Annotated in this window: 25 protein-coding genes; 24 read left to right on the top strand and 1 reads right to left on the bottom strand. The window is 68.2% G+C overall.

The annotated features are described in order from the left end of the window. The first annotated feature begins 80 nt into the window (after positions 1-80). Entirely contained in the window at positions 81-1100 is a 1020-nt protein-coding gene (locus tag ACIBG7_RS12610; RefSeq protein WP_397336171.1) for a GNAT family N-acetyltransferase, read from the top strand. Here ACIBG7_RS12610 and ACIBG7_RS12615 read toward each other — a convergent pair. Continuing rightward, on the bottom strand, positions 1087-1533 hold the full coding sequence (locus ACIBG7_RS12615; protein WP_397336172.1) for an ASCH domain-containing protein: 447 nt from the start codon (positions 1531-1533) through the stop codon (positions 1087-1089). The genes ACIBG7_RS12610 and ACIBG7_RS12615 overlap by 14 nt on opposite strands. 147 nt (positions 1534-1680) lie before the next feature. Between ACIBG7_RS12615 and ACIBG7_RS12620 the strand changes: the two genes are divergently transcribed. The 23 genes from ACIBG7_RS12620 to ACIBG7_RS12730 all read left to right on the top strand — a co-directional run bounded on the left by ACIBG7_RS12620 (position 1681) and on the right by ACIBG7_RS12730 (position 17186). Then, positions 1681-2106, top strand: a complete 426-nt coding sequence (locus ACIBG7_RS12620) for a hypothetical protein (protein WP_397336173.1) — start codon at positions 1681-1683, stop codon at positions 2104-2106. Continuing rightward, positions 2103-3389: a PBSX family phage terminase large subunit gene (locus ACIBG7_RS12625; protein ID WP_397336175.1), complete on the top strand. Its 1287-nt coding sequence runs from the start codon at positions 2103-2105 to the stop codon at positions 3387-3389. The genes ACIBG7_RS12620 and ACIBG7_RS12625 overlap by 4 nt, the downstream gene beginning before the upstream one ends. 157 nt (positions 3390-3546) lie before the next feature. Continuing rightward, complete coding sequence (locus ACIBG7_RS12630) at positions 3547-4026, top strand: hypothetical protein (protein ID WP_397336176.1); 480 nt, start codon at positions 3547-3549, stop codon at positions 4024-4026. Between the two features lie 12 nt (positions 4027-4038). After that, the gene (locus ACIBG7_RS12635) at positions 4039-4548 is read left to right on the top strand and encodes a hypothetical protein (protein ID WP_397336177.1); all 510 of its coding nucleotides are present in this window, start codon (positions 4039-4041) and stop codon (positions 4546-4548) included. A 32-nt stretch (positions 4549-4580) separates the two neighbouring features. Beyond that, a complete protein-coding gene (locus tag ACIBG7_RS12640) occupies positions 4581-5297 on the top strand; it encodes a hypothetical protein (protein WP_397336178.1) in 717 nt (238 codons plus the stop codon). 11 nt (positions 5298-5308) lie between these two features. Then, positions 5309-5989, top strand: coding sequence for a hypothetical protein (locus ACIBG7_RS12645; protein WP_397336179.1), 681 nt, complete (start codon positions 5309-5311; stop codon positions 5987-5989). After that, positions 5986-7086, top strand: coding sequence for a hypothetical protein (locus tag ACIBG7_RS12650; protein ID WP_397336180.1), 1101 nt, complete (start codon positions 5986-5988; stop codon positions 7084-7086). The genes ACIBG7_RS12645 and ACIBG7_RS12650 overlap by 4 nt, the downstream gene beginning before the upstream one ends. A 14-nt stretch (positions 7087-7100) precedes the next feature. Next, entirely contained in the window at positions 7101-7388 is a 288-nt protein-coding gene (locus ACIBG7_RS12655; RefSeq protein WP_397336181.1) for a hypothetical protein, read from the top strand. A gap of 10 nt (positions 7389-7398) precedes the next feature. Next, on the top strand, positions 7399-7659 hold the full coding sequence (locus ACIBG7_RS12660; protein ID WP_397336182.1) for a hypothetical protein: 261 nt from the start codon (positions 7399-7401) through the stop codon (positions 7657-7659). A 92-nt stretch (positions 7660-7751) separates the two neighbouring features. Further along, a complete protein-coding gene (locus ACIBG7_RS12665; RefSeq protein WP_397336183.1) occupies positions 7752-9314 on the top strand; it encodes a phage portal protein in 1563 nt (520 codons plus the stop codon). Beyond that, positions 9298-11817 carry a phage minor capsid protein gene (locus ACIBG7_RS12670; RefSeq protein WP_397336184.1) on the top strand — a complete coding sequence of 840 codons (2520 nt, stop codon included), beginning with the start codon at positions 9298-9300 and terminating at the stop codon, positions 11815-11817. The genes ACIBG7_RS12665 and ACIBG7_RS12670 overlap by 17 nt, the downstream gene beginning before the upstream one ends. Continuing rightward, positions 11814-11957, top strand: a complete 144-nt coding sequence (locus ACIBG7_RS12675) for a hypothetical protein (RefSeq protein ID WP_397336185.1) — start codon at positions 11814-11816, stop codon at positions 11955-11957. The genes ACIBG7_RS12670 and ACIBG7_RS12675 overlap by 4 nt, the downstream gene beginning before the upstream one ends. Positions 11958-12203: 246 nt before the next feature. Then, positions 12204-12923, top strand: a complete 720-nt coding sequence (locus ACIBG7_RS12680) for a hypothetical protein (protein ID WP_397336186.1) — start codon at positions 12204-12206, stop codon at positions 12921-12923. Between the two features lie 50 nt (positions 12924-12973). Continuing rightward, positions 12974-13915 carry a P22 phage major capsid protein family protein gene (locus tag ACIBG7_RS12685; RefSeq protein ID WP_397336187.1) on the top strand — a complete coding sequence of 314 codons (942 nt, stop codon included), beginning with the start codon at positions 12974-12976 and terminating at the stop codon, positions 13913-13915. Then, positions 13912-14139 carry a hypothetical protein gene (locus ACIBG7_RS12690; protein WP_397336188.1) on the top strand — a complete coding sequence of 76 codons (228 nt, stop codon included), beginning with the start codon at positions 13912-13914 and terminating at the stop codon, positions 14137-14139. The genes ACIBG7_RS12685 and ACIBG7_RS12690 overlap by 4 nt, the downstream gene beginning before the upstream one ends. Next, positions 14139-14483 (top strand): hypothetical protein, encoded by a 345-nt coding sequence (locus ACIBG7_RS12695; RefSeq protein ID WP_397336189.1) that lies wholly within the window; start codon positions 14139-14141, stop codon positions 14481-14483. Before ACIBG7_RS12690 ends, ACIBG7_RS12695 begins: the two co-directional genes overlap by 1 nt. Then, complete coding sequence (locus ACIBG7_RS12700) at positions 14483-14779, top strand: hypothetical protein (protein ID WP_397336190.1); 297 nt, start codon at positions 14483-14485, stop codon at positions 14777-14779. Before ACIBG7_RS12695 ends, ACIBG7_RS12700 begins: the two co-directional genes overlap by 1 nt. Further along, the gene (locus tag ACIBG7_RS12705) at positions 14779-15126 is read left to right on the top strand and encodes a hypothetical protein (protein ID WP_397336191.1); all 348 of its coding nucleotides are present in this window, start codon (positions 14779-14781) and stop codon (positions 15124-15126) included. Before ACIBG7_RS12700 ends, ACIBG7_RS12705 begins: the two co-directional genes overlap by 1 nt. Before the next feature lie 3 nt (positions 15127-15129). Next, positions 15130-15525, top strand: coding sequence for a hypothetical protein (locus ACIBG7_RS12710; RefSeq protein ID WP_397336192.1), 396 nt, complete (start codon positions 15130-15132; stop codon positions 15523-15525). 16 nt (positions 15526-15541) lie between these two features. Then, positions 15542-15856 (top strand): hypothetical protein, encoded by a 315-nt coding sequence (locus tag ACIBG7_RS12715; RefSeq protein WP_184968692.1) that lies wholly within the window; start codon positions 15542-15544, stop codon positions 15854-15856. Further along, complete coding sequence (locus ACIBG7_RS12720; protein WP_397336193.1) at positions 15853-16206, top strand: hypothetical protein; 354 nt, start codon at positions 15853-15855, stop codon at positions 16204-16206. Before ACIBG7_RS12715 ends, ACIBG7_RS12720 begins: the two co-directional genes overlap by 4 nt. Beyond that, entirely contained in the window at positions 16203-16649 is a 447-nt protein-coding gene (locus ACIBG7_RS12725) for a minor capsid protein (RefSeq protein WP_397336195.1), read from the top strand. Before ACIBG7_RS12720 ends, ACIBG7_RS12725 begins: the two co-directional genes overlap by 4 nt. Positions 16650-16715: 66 nt before the next feature. Next, positions 16716-17186: a phage tail tube protein gene (locus tag ACIBG7_RS12730; protein WP_397336196.1), complete on the top strand. Its 471-nt coding sequence runs from the start codon at positions 16716-16718 to the stop codon at positions 17184-17186. The last annotated feature ends 4 nt before the right edge of the window (positions 17187-17190 follow it).

Consider the following 17190-nt stretch of genomic DNA (forward strand, 5'->3'; position numbering starts at 1 on the left):
GAAAGGCGGTGTTGGTGCGCGCTGACATCACCCTGTCGGCCCCGGTCCAGCCCTCGCCCAGAGTGCTCCAGCTTCAGGGCATGTTCGACGTGGCCATCGAGGAGAAGCTGACCAACTCCTGGTCCATGGACCTGCCCATCGAGCAGAAGCCGTGGAACGTGGGCCTGATCGTAGGGCCATCCGGCGCGGGCAAGTCCACGATCGCCCGGCACCTGTGGCCAGACAAGATCATGGGCACCCAGACGTGGACCAACCAGGCCCTCGTCGATGACTTCCCGAAGGGGATGGGCATCAAGGACATCGTCGCGCTGCTCGGCGCGGTCGGCCTGTCCAGTCCGCCGGCGTGGCTCCGGCCGTACGGCACGCTCTCCAACGGTGAAGCCTTCCGAGCGTCGATCGCCCGTGCGCTGGCCGACACGGACGGCCTGGTCGTCGTCGACGAGTTCACCAGCGTGGTCGACCGGCAGGTGGCCAAGGTCGCCAGCCACGCCGTCGCGAAAGCCGTACGGCGCGGGAAGCGACAGCTTGTGGCCGTAACGTGCCACTACGACGTGCTCGACTGGCTGCAGCCAGACTGGGTGCTCGACGTCGCCACGAGCAGCTTTGAGTGGAGGTCGGTTCAATCCCGGCCCGCGCTCCAGCTCGACGTTCGCGAGGTCGATCGGTCGGCCTGGGAAGTCTTTCGCCGTCATCACTATCTGACCGGCACCCTGCATAAGGCCGCGAAGTGTTTCGGTGGTTTTATCGGCGGCGAGTTGGTGGCGTTCACGTCGTATCGGCATTTTCCGCACCCAAAGACCCGCAATATTAAAATGGCGCACCGCACTGTGGTGTTGCCGGACTATCAGGGGCTGTCGATCGGCGGCGCTTTGACGGAATGGATGGGACAGCATCTGTACGAGCGCGGCTATCGCCTGCGCGCGGTGCTGTCGCATCCGGCGCTGATCGCCTACCGCTCCCGGTCACCGCGATGGAGGCTGGTTGGGCAGGACAAGAGCCTGCGCACCACCTCGAAGGAGAAGCACCTGCACGCGCACTCCCTCAACCCGCGGCGGCTGGGCACCGTGTCCTTCGAGTACGCCCCGATCAGCCCCCGGTGACGGCGAGGTCCCTCACCTTCGACCAGCCCGTCAGCCCCGGCGCGTCCACGTCGGTGAAGCCACGACGCCAGTCGAGCGGCGGCGCGAACAGCCCCAGCTTGCCGCTGGCCTCGACGAACCGGGTCGCGGGCTGAGCGCCCGACAGGACCCAATTCCACTGGAAGTGGTTGGCCCACGCCGAGTCGTGCTCGCGCACGACGTCGTCCAGCTCGACCGACCCCAGGATCACGCCTGACTGGAGCAGCTCCTGGGGGAGTGCCACCCCAAGATCGGCCACTCGGGCCCAGCCGCGGGGGTCTTCCTTCTGGCCGGCATGGATCAGCAGCTCACCGCGGTAGCGGGTGTCCCACGACCTGTTTTCGACGTCCTTCAGGCCGGCGACGATCAGCGCCGCCCAGGGCTGCTTAATGGTGATCGCTTTAATCATTCGCATTCTCGCAGGATAGCTCACCGATAAGCGAATTCGACGCAGACCAACCTTGACATTTTTAGGGGGTGCTGCTCAATGAGTGTCCCCCTTGCAAAGCGAGTTGAGGTCGCTGAGCGGCGAGCAAAAATCGTTCAGATGCGTCTGGCTGGAATGAGCCACGACGCAATCGCGCGGCAGCTCGGCATCAAGGGCGGCGCCCGCGCGGTCTCCAAGGACATGACGCGCGCGCTCGCCTCCGCGGCGAAAGCGCAGCAGGAGTCCTCGGAGCAGCTGCTCGACATCGAGATCAAGCGGCTGGACCGGCTGATGCAGGCCCTCTGGCCGAAGGCTCTCGACGGCGACGTCAAGGCCGTCGAGGCGTGCGAGAAGTTGATCACGCGCCGCAGCTACCTGCTCGGCCTGGACCAGATGAACCGCAACGGCGCCCAGGACGGCGACGTCCTGTCGCTGCTCGGGTCACTGTTCGACTCGCTGCGCGGGCGTCACACCCCGGATGAGGTCGTCGAGGCCCACGTGGTCGGCGAGATCGAGTCCGGCGACGAAGACGAGGACCTGGACGACGAGGACGACGGGTGAGCCTGGGCCTGGTCCGGCTGTCGCCCAAGCAGGAGAGGTCCATCGCGGAGTCCACCGCGCGCATCAACATCTGGACGGGCGCGGTCAGATCGGGAAAGACCATCGCCAGCCTGCTCAGGTGGCTGATGTACGTCTCCCGCGCTCCTCGCGGCGGCAGTCTGGTGATCGTCGGCAAGACCAGCGACACCATCTCGCGCAACGTGTTTGAGCCGCTGATGGACCCCGCGCTGACCGGGCCGGTCGCGCGCAGGGTGTTCTACAACCGGGGCGCGCCGACTGCGAACATTCTCGGCCGCCGCATCGAGATCATCAGTGCCAACGACGTCCGTGCCGAGTCCCGTCTGCGGGGCATGACGTGTGCGGGTGCGTATGTGGATGAGGCGACGCTGATCCCGGAGGCGTTCTGGGACCAGCTCCTTGCCCGCTGTTCGGTGCCTGGTAGCAAGATCTTCTGCACCACGAACCCCGACGCGCCGAACCATTGGCTTCGCAAGCGGTTCCTCTTGCGGAGCCACGAGCTGGACCTGCGCTGGTGGCAGTTTCAACTCGACGACAACCACAGCTTGGACCCCGTCTACGTCACCAACCTCAAGGCGGAGTACACCGGGCTCTGGTACCGCAGGTACGTACTCGGCGAGTGGTGCATGGCCGAGGGCGCGATCTACGACATGTGGGACCCCGACCGCCACATCGTCGACCACATCCCGCTCATGGAGCGCTGGCTCAGCGTTGGTGTCGACTATGGCACGGTCAATCCTTTCGCGGCCCTGCTCATCGGCGTCTCCACCCCGGACAAGGTCGGCCAGCGGCGCCTCTACCTGGCCTCCGAACTGCGGTGGGACTCCCGCGTTGAACGCCGGCAGCTGACCGACGCCGAGTATTCGTCGCGGCTCCAGGAATGGCTCGACGGCATGCCCGACTCATACGGGCCGGGTACCCGCGGGGTGCGGCCCGAGTGGCTGATCGTCGACCCGTCCGCAGCCTCGTTCATCACCCAGCTGCACCGAGACGGGCTGCTGCCGATGATGGGCGACAACTCTGTCCTGGACGGCATTCGCACCGTCTCCAACCTCATCGCCGCCGACCATCTGCGGGTGCACCGCTCCTGCGTGGGCTTCCTCGGCGAGGTCGGTAGCTACAGCTGGGACGAGAAGAAGGCCGAACGCGGCGACGACGCGCCGATCAAGCTCGACGACCACTCCTTGGACGCCGCCCGGTACGGCCTGCACACCACGCAGGCCGCCTGGGCGCAGCTCCTCGAACCCGTCCCGAACTACAAGTAGACGTCCGTCCCGCACTAGTCCGCGGGACGGGCCTGCTCCGCCGGACTTCTCCGTCCGCGCGTCGAGCCCTGGTGTGGTCCCGGCCCAGCTGTTGAGGGGCAGCGCGGGCCGGGGCCCCACCTCCAAACCACCCATTCGTCTTCGCCGGAGGAGAACCGTGTCCGACATCGTCTTCAACATCGCACTCGGCCGGGCCGCGGAGCTCTACCGCAGGGTCATCGCAGGCGACCCCGCAGGTAGCGCGCTCCTCCTGGTCGCGCTGAAGGCCGAGAACCTGGAGGCGGACGAGACGCTCCGCGACTGGGACACCCTGGCCGACATCATCACCACGGGCACCAGCCGCGAGGCCACCAACACCGGCTACAGCCGCAAGGTCATCGCCGCGGGTGACCTGACGCCTCCCACCCCGAACGATTTGAGCAACTACGTCCTGCTCGACCTCCCCGACACCACGTGGAACGCCGTCCAGGCGGACGGCGGAGCGTGGGGCAAGATCCTGGTCTGCTACCGGCCAGGCACCGCCCCCGCCGACTCGGCGATCATCCCGCTGACCGGCCACGATTTCCCCATCACGCCGGACGGCACCGCGATCGTCGCCCAGGTGGACCCCAACGGCTTCTTCGCCGCGCAGGCGTGAGGAGGAGTCCACATGTCGAAGGCCGGCTACACCGTGGCCACGGTCAACCCCGCCACCCAGGTCACCGCGCCGGTCGCGCTCACTGCGAACGTCGCGCGCAGCGTGCTCGGCGTCCAGGCCCCCGCTGCCTTCGGCTTGGAGTTGAAGAAGCTCCGGGTGGGCCTGTACGGCATTTCTGCTACTGCGGTGCCTGGCGATATCGAGGTGTGCGCTGCGACGTTCGCCACCAACCCGCCAGTCGCAGGGGCGTCCACGGACATGACCGCAGTGGTCCCGCAGCAGGTGTACGGCAGGCCGATCCCGGCTGGCTTCCTCGCCTCGATGGCGTGGACGGCGGGGAAGGAACCCACCGTCCTCAGCGTGATCGATACCTGGCCGCTCACCCCGAACGGCGGTGTCGTGCTCTACGACCTGCCGCTTGGCGACAGCCCCGATTGCGCGCCGAACACCGGCTTCATCCTGCGTGCCAAGTTCCCGGCGGCCGTCTCCATCTCGGCCTGCTTCTGGCTCGAACGGATCTGACCCGATCAGCACATCCGTGATCAGGGAGGGCCATGCCAATCCAGGTCCACGGCTCCTCGCCGTCCCTCGTATCCGCCTACGCGACCAGCGTCGCAACGAGCTCCTTCACCCCGCCCAGCGGGTCGCTGCTGGTCGCCTGCGTCATGAGCAAGAACGACGGCAGCGTGGCCCTGACCAACACCGGTTCAGCCCTGTCGTGGACGCTCCGGATTCAGGGCATCCACACCAACGGCTGCTCGGCGATCTACACCTCTTCCGCCATTGCTCAGTCGATGAGCGTCACCGGCACCATGGACTTCTTCCCCAGCGAAGGAACCCAGCCGATCGCCATCAAGATCTATGTGCTGACCGGCGCCGATCTCAGCGACCCAGTCGGAGCCACCAACAGCTCCCAGAGCACGGGGGTCGAAAACTGGACCTTTCCGGCATACACCTCGACATCCCCTGACTCGTGGGGCTTCTGCGCCGCTGCCGACGACTTTCAGACGGCGACACCGTCCAGCTCGGATGTCGCTGAGACGTTCAACCAGGGCGGTGCCTCCTACCTGTCGGGGATGGCCATCCGCAAGGCCGCGGCCACCCCTGCGGTGGGCACACCGGTCTCCTTCGACATCCGAAGCGGCGAACCGTCCCCCTCTACCCGGTGGGGTGTGTGCGCCGTGGAGATCAAGGCGGCACCAGTAGCTGTTCGCGGCTTGCGCGGCATCCACCGGCCGCCCATCGCGGTCCACCGCGCCTCGTCTTGGTGAGGGGGTGACCGGTGGCCCGCATCGGCCGAGGCTTCCCGAATCTCCCACGCATTCTCCGGGCACGAGCCACGACCGTGCTCCCCGCTGCCGAGCGACCGACCGCACGGCCACTTCGTACGGCGCGCACAGCTTCGCCGCTGGCGTCGAACGAGTTCACCCAGGTCAGGAACCTACACGGCGTCAAGATCGGCCCCGCCAGGAAAGCCAGCTACTCCAGCCGGGCATGGCCGATCACGGCTCTGAAGACACCGCCGCTACCGTCCGTCTCCGAGACCGACGTCGCGCGGGCCTTCCACGCCAGCAAGTCGGCCCGCATTGGGGGAGCCCAGGAGAGCGCTCGCGCTCCCCAGTTGCGCAGCGGGTGGACGCTGATCCAGAAGCGCGAGACGGACGTCTCCCGCCGGATCCGCGCCGTGAAGATCGGCCAGCTGGCCCGCGCTGTCGAGGACCAGCAGGCAGGGGCCCTGACCCACGGAACAGGGGTCGGATTCGCTCGGGCCGTGGAACTGACACAGGTCCGCTCGCTCAGCCCGCACAAGGCTGGACGCCTGATGACGGCAACCGAGTCGGTTGTCTCCCAGAGGATCGTCCGCCGGATGCCCGCCCTGCGGGTCGGCCAGCCGCATCGGAGCTGGTTCACAGAACTGCTCGACCGGCGCGGCCTTCGAGCGACGGTCGGGGGCCGACGATGACCGAGATCGTCGAGGACTTCGAGGACGAGACCTACGCGATCCCATTCGCCGGGACGTGGCTGCGCACAGACGCCCTGTCTCACCTGGGCACCTGGTGCCTGCGCAGCGGGGAAATCACTGACACCGAGACGTCGGCCGCGACCTTCGAGGTGCCGCCCTGGGCCAAGCTCGTCGGCTTCTGGTATCGCACGTCCACCGAAGCCCGGTACGACTTCCTGCACGTCTACGTCGACGGCGTCCTCCAGTTCAGTGCCTCAGGGGAGAAGGGCTGGGAGCGAGTCAGGCTCCTTGTCGCTGGACGCTCCGAGGTGAGCTTCCGCTACCAGAAGGACAGCAGCGCCAGCAACGGCCTGGACGCCGTCTTCATCGACCAGCTCCTCTTCACCGACGAGGCGAAGATCGAGCAGGCCCGCCAGGCCGACCTCGCCCGGCCCATCGAAGGCCGGCCGTTGACCATCGCCTACGACTGGGAGTTCGACGACGCGAACTCGATCACCCCTGCTTCGCTCCAGCTGACGGGCACAGGCAGCGATGAGGAAGCGCTCGCCGTCTGGCCCTTTCAGTTCGAGTTCCGGCTCTGGCTGGCTCCCAGCTTCGAGCACCCGCTCTCCATAAGTCCAGGCACTGTCCGGCTGAACACCGCCCACGAATCGGACAGCGCTGGCAGCGCCGAGCGGGCCCAGGGCGGAACCCTGACCCCGGCGGCCTACCCAGCTACCGCACCGCCCGTACGGGCGCTGAAGATTCGGCAGCTCACTCCCGCCGATGAGACGTCGACCAGCCGTCCGCTACGTAGCAGGCCCCGCCTCGGCCGCGCATCGGACGGTGCCACCGCCCGCTCCTTCAGCCGGATCAAGGTCAACCTGCTCGGCCAGGCGTTGGCCGCTCCGCGGGCGATCCCGCTCACAGCCGCAGTCGGTGGCCTCCTGGGCACCGCCCAATCCAGCGCCGCAGCCCGACCGATGCCCAGGGTCAAGCGCCGCGTCCTGGCCGGAGTCACCGAGACCGACCCAGCCGGGCGCTTCTCGCTCCCCACGCCCCCGCTCTGGGCGGCGGCACCCTCGCGCTTTTGGTCGGCGAGTTCACCGCACACGTAGCAGGGAGGCAAGCCGTGCAGCCCATCTCCTCGATGTCGAGGGAGTACCTGAACATCTTCGTCGGCAACGCTCTGGGCAGCGAGCCGGTCGAGATCGCCTTGACCGTCCCAGGGGTCGAGCCGGCCGACGACGCGTGGCATCCCGCCATCTGGGGCGACGTCTCAGATCACGGGGCCGTGGCGCGACTCCTCATCGGCCCGGGCGCCGTCCCTCTGTCGGACGGCACCTACCAGGCGTGGGTTCGTGTGACCCGGCCCGACGAACGGCCGGTGCTGCCCTCCGGCCTGGTCCCCATCATCTGAAAGAGGTCCCGTGTATCCGAAGCCGAGTGTTGGCCGCATCGTCCACTACGTCTCCTACGGCACGCCGGGGGGCGAGTACGCCTCCCAGTGCCGTGCCGCCCAGATCACGGAGGTCGGGCCTGACGGGAACACCGTGGGCCTGGCCGTCGTGAATCCCACGGGCCTGTTCTTCCACTCCCTGGCGCAGGGAGGCTGCGAGCACCACGAGACGTACGGCGTGAACCCGCCCGCGCACCGCGGCGGCACCTGGCACTGGCCAGAGCAGGTCTGAACCACAGCCTGATCCCCTTACCCACCCATAGCACGAGCTCCAGCGGCTCGCCATTCCCGCAAGCGTTTTCGCTTGCAAGAAGGGAGGTGGCGGTGCCGCTTCCCGACCGTGATATGGAATGGCCCCCGCCCCACACACGGCAGGAGAACCGCCTGTACGCCCAGTGGGGGGCCTGGTACTCAGGCGACCCCGACCGCCTGTCGCAGGTGTACGGCGCGGGCGTGACGCCCGGCCTTGGCCTCGACCTGAAGGGCTGGGACCGGCCGCTCCAGTACGCCGGCGGCGTCGTCGGCCGCGTAGCCCGCTGGTTCTGGGGCTCACCCATTCCGGCTGGCCAGTCGCGCAGCACGAAGCTGCACGTGCCGATCGCCTCCGACATCAGCGCCACCAGCGCCGACCTGTTGTTCAGCGAGCCGCCCACGCTTCGCGTTCCCGGAAAGAAGGGCCAGACGCGGCTGGACAAGATCCTCGCGGACGGCGGTGTGTACAGCATGCTGCTGGAGTCCGCCGAGATCGGCTCCGCATACGGCGGCGTCTACCTGAGGGTCGGCTGGAACAGCGAAGTCGCCGACTACCCCATCCTCGACCTGGTCCCGGCCGATGCTGCGGTGCCGGAGTTCGCCAACAACCGGCTGCGCGCGGTCACCTTCTGGAAGGTCGTGCACGAGGAGGAGAAGGCCGTCTGGCGTCACCTCGAACGCCACGAGCAGGGCCGCATCTACCACGGGCTGTACCGCGGCGACCGTGAACGGCTCGGCATGCAGGTGCCTCTGGAGGACCACCCCGAGACCGCAGGGTTCGCCGAGATCGTGGACGCCGAAGGCGGCCTGGACACCGGCTACGACAAGGGCCTTCTCACCTACTACGTGCCGAACATCAAGCCGCACCGGCTGCTGCGCGGCACGTCGCTCGGCCGCAGCGACTACAGCGGCGTCGAGCCGCTCATGGATGCGCTGGACGAGACCTACACGAGCTGGATGCGCGACCTGCGGCTCGGCAAGGGCCGGATCATCGTGCCGGAGGTCTATCTGGCCAACACCGGCAGAGGCCGGGGCTCGACCTGGGACCCGGACCGGGAGGTCTACTCCGGCCTGGGCATGATGCCGCCCGCCAACGGCGGACCCAGCATGATCACGATTTCCCAGTTCGACATCCGCGTCGCCGAGCACAAGGAGACCGCCCGCACGCTGCTCGCGCAGATCCTGCGCGGCGCGGGCTACTCCGTGCAGAGCTTCGGGGAGGCGGGCGACGGGCAGGCCGCGACGGCGACGGAGATCCACTCCCGTGAGCGCAAGTCGTTCGTCACGCGCGGCAAGAAGCTGAACTACTGGACGCCCGCGCTGGCGTGGCTCGCCGAGGCTCTCCTGTCGATCGACCTGGCCGTCTTCGGAACGAAGGTCGTCGCGGAGAAGGCGACGATCGAGTGGCCGGACGGAGTCATGCCTGACCCGGAGAGCCTGAGCCGGACGCTGGACATGCTCAACCGGGCCCAGTCCGCCAGCCTCGACACCCGTGTCCGGATGCTCCACCCCGACTGGGACGACACCCAGGTCAAGGCCGAGGTCCGGCGCTTGCGCGACGAGCTCGGACTGAACCTGCCGGACCCGGCCGAGCTGGACGAGACGTACGTCCCGGGCGATGGCGACGACGACTAGCGGGCCGACTCCAGAGCAGGCCATCGAGCAGGCTCTCGAACGGGCCAAGCTCGTGGCCCGCATGTACGCCGAGGCGGAGCAACTGCTCGCCGAGAAGATCGCCAAACGCGCGACGGGCGGCGACGACGAGCAGGACGCCGGGCGGTGGCAGGAGGGCCGGTTCGCCGAGATCGGGCAACTCCGTAAGGAAGCCCAGCAGATCATCAAGCGGCTCGAATCGGTAGCCAAGAAGGCCGCCGAGAAGGCCGTGCTCCAGTCCTGGGCCGATGGCATGGACTCCGCCGTGGTGGCCGCGCTGTCGCAGGTGCACGACGACAAGGTCCGCAAGCGCCTGGAGCGGGTTCTGCAGGACGCCCGGAAGCTGGGATCGAAGAAGCTGATCAACCCCGGCCAGGGCGTCAACGAGCTCGCCCGCCAGACCGTGGAGAAGCTGTCCGCCGTCCACCTGTCGGCGCTACGCGTGGTCGACGACATCTACCGCAAGGTGATCGCCGACACCGCTGGCCAGGTCCTGACCGGCGCCCGCACTCGCAAGGAGGCCGCCAGGGACGCGCTGAAGCGCCTCTTCCCGGTGGCTCCCTTCCGGGACAAGTCGGGCCGCCAGTGGCGGATGTCCACCTACGTGGACATGGCCATGCGCACCGCCACGGCCCGCGCGGCCGTCGACGGCCATCTCGCGGTCATGCGGGACGCGGGCATCGACCTGGTGATCGTCTCGACGACGCCGTGGAACTGCGAGAAGTGCGACCCCTGGGAGGGGAAGGTCCTCACGCAGTCCCGAGCGGCCGGAACGATCTCGGTTGAGCACGCCCTCGAGGACGGTGTGCAGGTCGAGGTCGAAGTGGCTGCGACGGTGGCTGCGGCCCGACTCGCTGGGCTCTTCCATCCGCAGTGCCGTCACAGTTTGTCGGCGTACCTGCCGGGCGTGACGAAGGTCCCGGCGAAGCCGACCGCTCCGCCGCCGAAGCCCAAGCCCAAGCCGAAGCCAGTCGCGGCCCAGCCCAAGCCGAAGCTGACGAAGCCCGACGAACCGAAGCGAGGCGAGGAGCAGGCACGTCTGAACGCCCAGGACGCCGAGCGTCGTGCGACCGAAGAACAGGCTCAGCGCGCGGAGGAGACAGCTCGCCGCGACGTTGAGGAGCAGGGAAACGCCACCGGCGTCGAGGCCGGCGACTTCACCCAGCTTCGCCAGGTCGGGCCCCAGGGCGGATCGAACCCCGGCGGCATGTTCGAGGACGCCAACGGCAACCGCTGGTACGTCAAGACCCAGCAGTCCGAGACACACGCCGCCAACGAAGTCGCTTCCGCCCGTCTCTACCGGGCTGCCGGGATCCGAACCCCGGACGTTCGCCGGGGGAGCGGCGCGCCGGGCCTCCCCGACGGACCGCAGACCGCGAGTCGAGTCGTGGACGGAAAGCAGGCCACAGCCGAGGAACTCCGCGCGCCCGCGCGTGAAGGGTTCGGCGCCGACGCCTGGCTGGCCAACTGGGACACCGCGGGCCTGACGTTCGACAACATGCTCTTGTCGCCAGACGGTTCGGTGACCCGGATCGACACGGGCGGCTCGATGCTGTTCCGCGCCCAAGGAAGTGCGAAGGGCGACAAGTTCGGCAACACCGTGCCCGAGTGGCGAACCCTGCGGCATCGCAAGCAGGCACCGCAGGCCGAGAAGCTGTTCGGCGGGCTCACACCGGTCGAGCAGGAGAAGGCGCTCGAACGAGTCGAACAGGTCACGCCAGCTGAGATCCGCCGGATCATCTCCGAGTCCGGGCTCGACAAGGACGTCGCTGACCGGCTCATCGCCCGACGTGCTGACCTCATGCGCCGCCTCAAGAAGGTGCGTGAGCTCGCTCAACGGCAGCGCGCCTACGACAAGAAGCGCGCGACGGCCGCGACAGGTCGGGACGCATTGGACGCCGCACCCACGCAGCTGACCGTCCACTCCTACGCGAACCCATCCAAGCTGGATCCTCGCCCTTCCGGGTGGACCGACGAGCAGGTCATGCGCAGCACTCGCGCACTTGGCGGCTACCAGGGTTCCGACTACGAGGACATCAACAAGCGGCTGCGCGAGAACGACCCGAACCACAGCCAGATCAGAGACATCGACAAGGTCATGCCTCTGTCGAAGCTCAAGAAGACCGTGCTGTCGTTCCGGGGAATCCGCGACACGAAGGCATTCGGGTCTGCCTGGGATGACGTCGATGTCGCCGGGCTGGAGTGGATCGACCTGTCCTACGCCAGCACCAGCGCAGATCAGCGCATCGCTCGGCGATTCGCCGAAGGGGGAGACCCGCCCGTCATCATGCGAATCGTCACCCCACCGGGGACCTCCGCGATCCGCTTGTCCGACATTGCACCCCCCGACCGCGCTCCGGACCCTGGTACAAAGGAAGAAGCGGAGCTCATGCATCAGCGCGGCATCAAGTACCGCGTGGTGACCGATCATGGATTCGACGAACGCGGTGTCCGTCATCTGGACGTGGAGGTGATCCCCCTATGAGCACTCCGGAACCGGAGCCCAAGTCGATCGAGGACAGGTGGGCCGATGCTGAAGAACCCGGCACGCTGATCGTGACGGCCGAGCCCGAGAAGACCATCGAAAACTGGATGGACGACGAACCCCCCGCCGACGACCAGTAGAGCCCACCTCCTGAAAGGCCCGCCTCGTGCGGGCCTTTCGCATGTCCGCCGCCGGTCGAGCCGGCGGCCTCCTGCTCGCGCAGCACGCTGGACGGCGGCGAGCAGCTTCCCCCAGTGCCGGACCGCCCGCAGGCCGGGCGCGGCATTCCCGCAAGCGAGACCGCTCGCGGGACTTCAGGCTGCCCGTAGGCCGGGCGGCGTGCGCAGCCCGTAGGCCGGGCGGCACTGACTGAACAAGGAGCACAGTTGGACCCCGACGAGAACAACAAGCCCCAGGATCCTCCCGCCCCGGAACCGGCACCCGAGCCGACGCCCGAGCCCACGCCGGCACCGGACGACAAGGCCAAGCCCGACGCCCGCAAGATCGACGACCTTCCCGCGTGGGCCCAGGCGGAACTGCGCCGCGCCCGCATGGAAGCGGTGAACGCCCGCAAGGCCGCCGAGGAGCAGAAGGCCCAGCAGGGTCCGTCCCCCGAGGACCTGGTCGCTCAGGCGCAGAAGGACCTCGCCCAGCAGATCGGCAAGGCGCTCGGCCTCGTGGACGCGGAGGAAAAGCCTCTCGATCCGCAGCAGGTCATCGAGAAGCTGACCGCCGAGAAGGACAGCACCGCCAAGGAACGCGATGCCGAGAAGGACCGGCACCGCCGCGCCCTGATCGAACTGGCCGTGCACCGGGCGAGCACCAAGCTGGGCGCCGACCCCGATGCGCTGCTCGACAGCCGCTCGTTCCTGCGCAACGTGCGCGACATGGACCCGGATGGCGAAGGGTTCAGCTCCGCGCTGACCGGGGCGATTCAGAAGGCCGTCGAGGACAACCCGAAGTTCAAGGCGTCCGGCACGACCGGCCCGCCCGCCAAGAGCGGCGGCGAGTTCACCGGCGGACCCGGAGCGCGTGCCTCGGACCCGGAGCAGATGACCACCGACGACTTCCGCGCCTTCCGGCGCAACAAGAAGTCCGCTGACTAAGCCGCAAGCGGTTCCGCTCGCGGCTCTCTTTTTGCCTAGGAGGGGCATTCGTGCCTAACAACTTTCTGACGCCGAACGTGATCGCGCGAGCGGCGCTTGCCACCCTGTACGAGACCTGCGTCATGGCGCAGCTCGTCCACCGCGACTACGACGAGGACTTCGCGTCCAAGGTCGGCGACACCGTCAACGTGAGGAAGCCCGCGGTCTTCGAGGCCAAGGAGTTCTCCCGCGCGAACGGCATCGAGATCCAGAACGCGCAGGAAACGGGTATCCCCGTCACGCTGAACCACTTCGCGGACGTCAGCTTCGCGGTCACCGCCGAGGACCTGACCCTGCGGATCGAGGACTTCGGTGTCCAGCTGCTCAACCCGGCGATGGAGGCGATCAGCCAGAAGATCGACCGGGACATCCTCGCCCTCCGGAACGACATCGTGCAGGAGGTCGGCCGTACCGGCCAGTGGCCCGCCAACCCGCCCGGCGAGAACGTGTTCGCCTATGGAAACCCGCGCACCGCGATCGACGCCCGCCGTGTTCTGAACCAGCGCAACGTGCCGGCCGCTGATCGGCACCTGGTCGTGGGGCCTGAGATCGAGGCCAAGTGGCTCGGTGACGAGCTCTTCCACCGCGCTGACGCCAGGGGCGACACGGACGGTCTGCGTGAGGCGTCGCTGGGTCGCAGGGTGTTCGGGTTCGACCCGTACCAGACGCAGAACATCAAGGTGCCCGACCAGGTGACCGGGGCGTCTACGACCGAGGTCGGCGTCGCCTTCCACCGGACGGCTTTCGCACTGGTGACCCGCCCGCTGGTGCTGCCGCAGGGCGCCGCCAACGCCGCCGTCGCCTCCTACAAGGGCTTCGGGCTGAGGGTCGTGATGGATTACGACATCGACCTCAAGCAGGACGTCGTCAGCATCGACTGCCTCTACGGCACCAAGACGATCGACCCCAACCGCGCTGTCCTGATCAAGGGCAAGAACGTCGGTGACGCGTGACGAAGTGGATCCGCCTCGGCGGCAAGGTCGTCCCTCTGACGCGCGTGACGGACATCGAGATCCGCTACGTGTCGGCGACCAACTACGCGCTGTACGTGCGCTTCCTCAACCCGACCGACAACTACGGGGTGTCCGGTCACGTCATCGACGGATTCGCCACGAAGGACGAGGCCATCACCGCGGCCCGCCAGCTCGTCGGCGACTACTGGCAGGAGTTCAACTGATGTCGTACAAGGCTCGACTGACCGAGCGGGTCCTGACTCTGAAGGCCCCCACCGCCGGTACCCACGTTCTGTGGCGAGCGCCGGTCGCCTGCAAGGTGAAGGCCATCCGCGCCTACCGTGTGGGCGGCACCGGAGCGACCCTCAACGCCACGAAGAACGGCGGCAACCTGCTGGCCGCGCCCCTGTCGGCCGCCGCTGCGGCGACCTGGGTCTCGGCCAGCCCCACGGCAGCCGTGGGCAAGCTCGCCGCTGGCGACACGCTCGCCGCGGTGGTGGTGACGGCGGACGGCAACCCGACCGACCTCACCATCCAGATCGACGTCGAGCTGGACGCCAACGGCTGATGTTCGTCTACCGCAACTCCAGCACCGGCCAGGTGGTCGAGCTCCCCGATCGGGATGTACGGCTCGACCACCTGGACGTGTGGCTGCTGATCGCTGAGCCCGCCCCCGAGGACCTCCCCGAGCAGGACCCTGAGCCTGCTCCAGAGCCTCGGCCTGAGCGGCCTTCCGAGAACGACACCAAGGCGACCTGGGTCGCCTACGCAGTCGCCCGCGGCATGGCCGAAGGCGACGCCAAGTCCCTGTCCAAGGCCGCCCTTGTCGAGGAATTCGGCCGCGACGACGAGGAGGATGACTGATGGCGCGCGCTGAGGCCACCATCACGCCGCTGCCCCGAGCAGGTCTCGCGGTCGCCACGGCGCCGGCCAACCCGGCGGTCGTGGACGGCCTGATGTTCACCTGGTCGGACAAGCGGATGATCCGCATCAAGAACACCGACGCCGCGCCGAAGACCGTCACCCTGGTCATCCCCGGCGCGATCGACGGCCAGGAAATCCCTGACCGCGACTACATCATCCCCGCCACCATCGGGGACGTTCTGATCCCGCCGCTTCCCGCCGTCTACCGGCACGCCGACGGCAAGGTGTGGATCAACTTCTCCGCCATCACCGGCGTCTCGGTCGCCGTCTACGAGCTCCCGGCCTGAGCCGTGCTGGTGTACGCGACCGCGCAGGACTACGCGGACTACACCGGCCAGGACGCTCCGGACGGGATCGAGCAGGCGCTCGCACGTGCGTCGGAACGCATCGACGAGCTGCTGATGGGCGCGGTCTACGCGGTCGACGCCGCCGAGATGCCCACGGATACGAAGGTCCGGCAAGCGGTACGGCAGGCGACGTGCGCGCAGGCCGCCTGGTCGATCGCGGTCGGCGACCCGTACGGCGTGGCCAGCGCGTTCAAGTCGGTCTCGATCGGCTCGGTCAAGCTCGACCGCGCCAGCGGGGGAGCAGGCGACGGGCCGCCCCGGTACGCGCAGGACGCGCTGTCGATCCTGCGCACCGCGGGGCTGCTGCCGGGCATCGTCATCGACGGCCCTCGCTGGTAGAAGGGCGGGTACTCACGTGACGACCCTGCCTGGCTGGCTGCTGCGCCACACCGCTGTGATCAAGCCTTTCGAGGGCGACTCAGCCTACGGCCCCGTCTACGGCCCGCCCGTCACTGTGAAGTGCCTGGCCGACGACGAACGCCGCATGGTCAGGGACGACAAGGGCCTCGAAGTCGTCTCCGAGATCACCATCTACATGCTTCCCGGCACCCGGTGCCCTTCTGGGTCCCAGGTCACGGTCAACGGCAGGACGACCACCGTCCTCGCCTCCTACACCCGCGACGGCGGCGGGCTGCCCACCCCGGACCACGTGGAGGTGGTGTGCCAATGAGCCGTGCCGAGTTCAACGCGAACATCACCCCCTTGGAACTGATGACCAAGGTCAACCGGGCCGCCGCGCGCGGTCTCCAGTTGGGGGCCGAGCACGTCCTCCAGGTGTCACGGACGCAGGTCCCGATCGACGAGGCCACGCTGGAGAGGTCCGGCGCGGCCACCGTGGACGAGTCGTCGCTGACGGCCGCAGTCTCCTACGAGACGCCTTACGCGCTCGTCCAGCATGAGGACCTCGACCTGAAGCACGCATCGGGCCGCAAGGCCAAGTACCTCGAAGACCCGGCGCGGGACGAGGCGGACACTGTCCGGGCGCTGGTCGCGGCGCAGATCCGGCGGGCGCTGTCATGACGTTCACCCGGGATCTTCTCTCCGGCCTGGCCGTCCTGCTGGCCGACGTCGGAGTGGGGGACTGGAACCCGTCCGGCATCTACAGCGACGGGCAGACCGCCATCACCATCGGCGGATTGCCCGCGAGCCCGGACATGGCTATCGCCCTCGCGGTGTACGGCACCGGCCGTGCCGGCGACGACCTGACCCAGTCCGACACGAACACCCAGATCCAGGTCCGCATCCGCGGCAAGGCCGATCCCCGCGTGGTCGACGACCTGGCCGACCTCGTGTTCGACGCGCTGCACGGCCTGTCCAACCACACGCTGGACACCGGCGTGCACGTCCTGCTCGCGCAGCGCCGCATCGTGGCGCCGATCGACCGTGACGCCAACGGGCGCTGGGGCCGCGCGGACTCCTACGACCTGCTCGTCGACCGCCCGTCGCCGCACCGCAACGAGTAACCCACACCACCCAACCCGCAAGCGAAAACGCCTGCGGGTATTTCGCATGCCCGAAGGAGCAAGCACATGGCGCTTCGCAGCCTCCTCGCCAAGGACTGGACCCTGGAGGTCGACACCTCCAGCACCGCCGTACCGGCCTGGACCACGGTCAAGGGCCTGACCAAGCTCGAATTCACCCTCGACAGCGAGACCGAGGACGACTCGGATTTCGACAGCAACGGCTGGGCGAGCGAGGTCGTCACTCAGCGCAAGTGGGCGCTGGAGATCGAGGGGCGCCGCAAGCGCGACACCGGCTCGGCCTCCTTCGTGCCTGACCCAGGCCAGGAGTTCCTGCGCCAGGCCGGTCTCGTCGTCGGTATCAACGCCAACGTCAAGATCCGCTGGTACCGCAAGGACGGCAGCCCGGACGCCTTCCAGGGCACCGCCGCCGTCCAGTACAAGGGCGCGGGTGGCGAGGTGACCGACCTGGAGCCGTTCGAGGTCGAGCTGACCGGCCAGGGCGAGCCCATCGAGATCGACAACCCGGTGGCGGCCTGAGCCC

It is taken from the genome of Nonomuraea sp. NPDC050328, from assembly GCF_044459405.1.
Taxonomy (GTDB): domain Bacteria; phylum Actinomycetota; class Actinomycetes; order Streptosporangiales; family Streptosporangiaceae; genus Nonomuraea.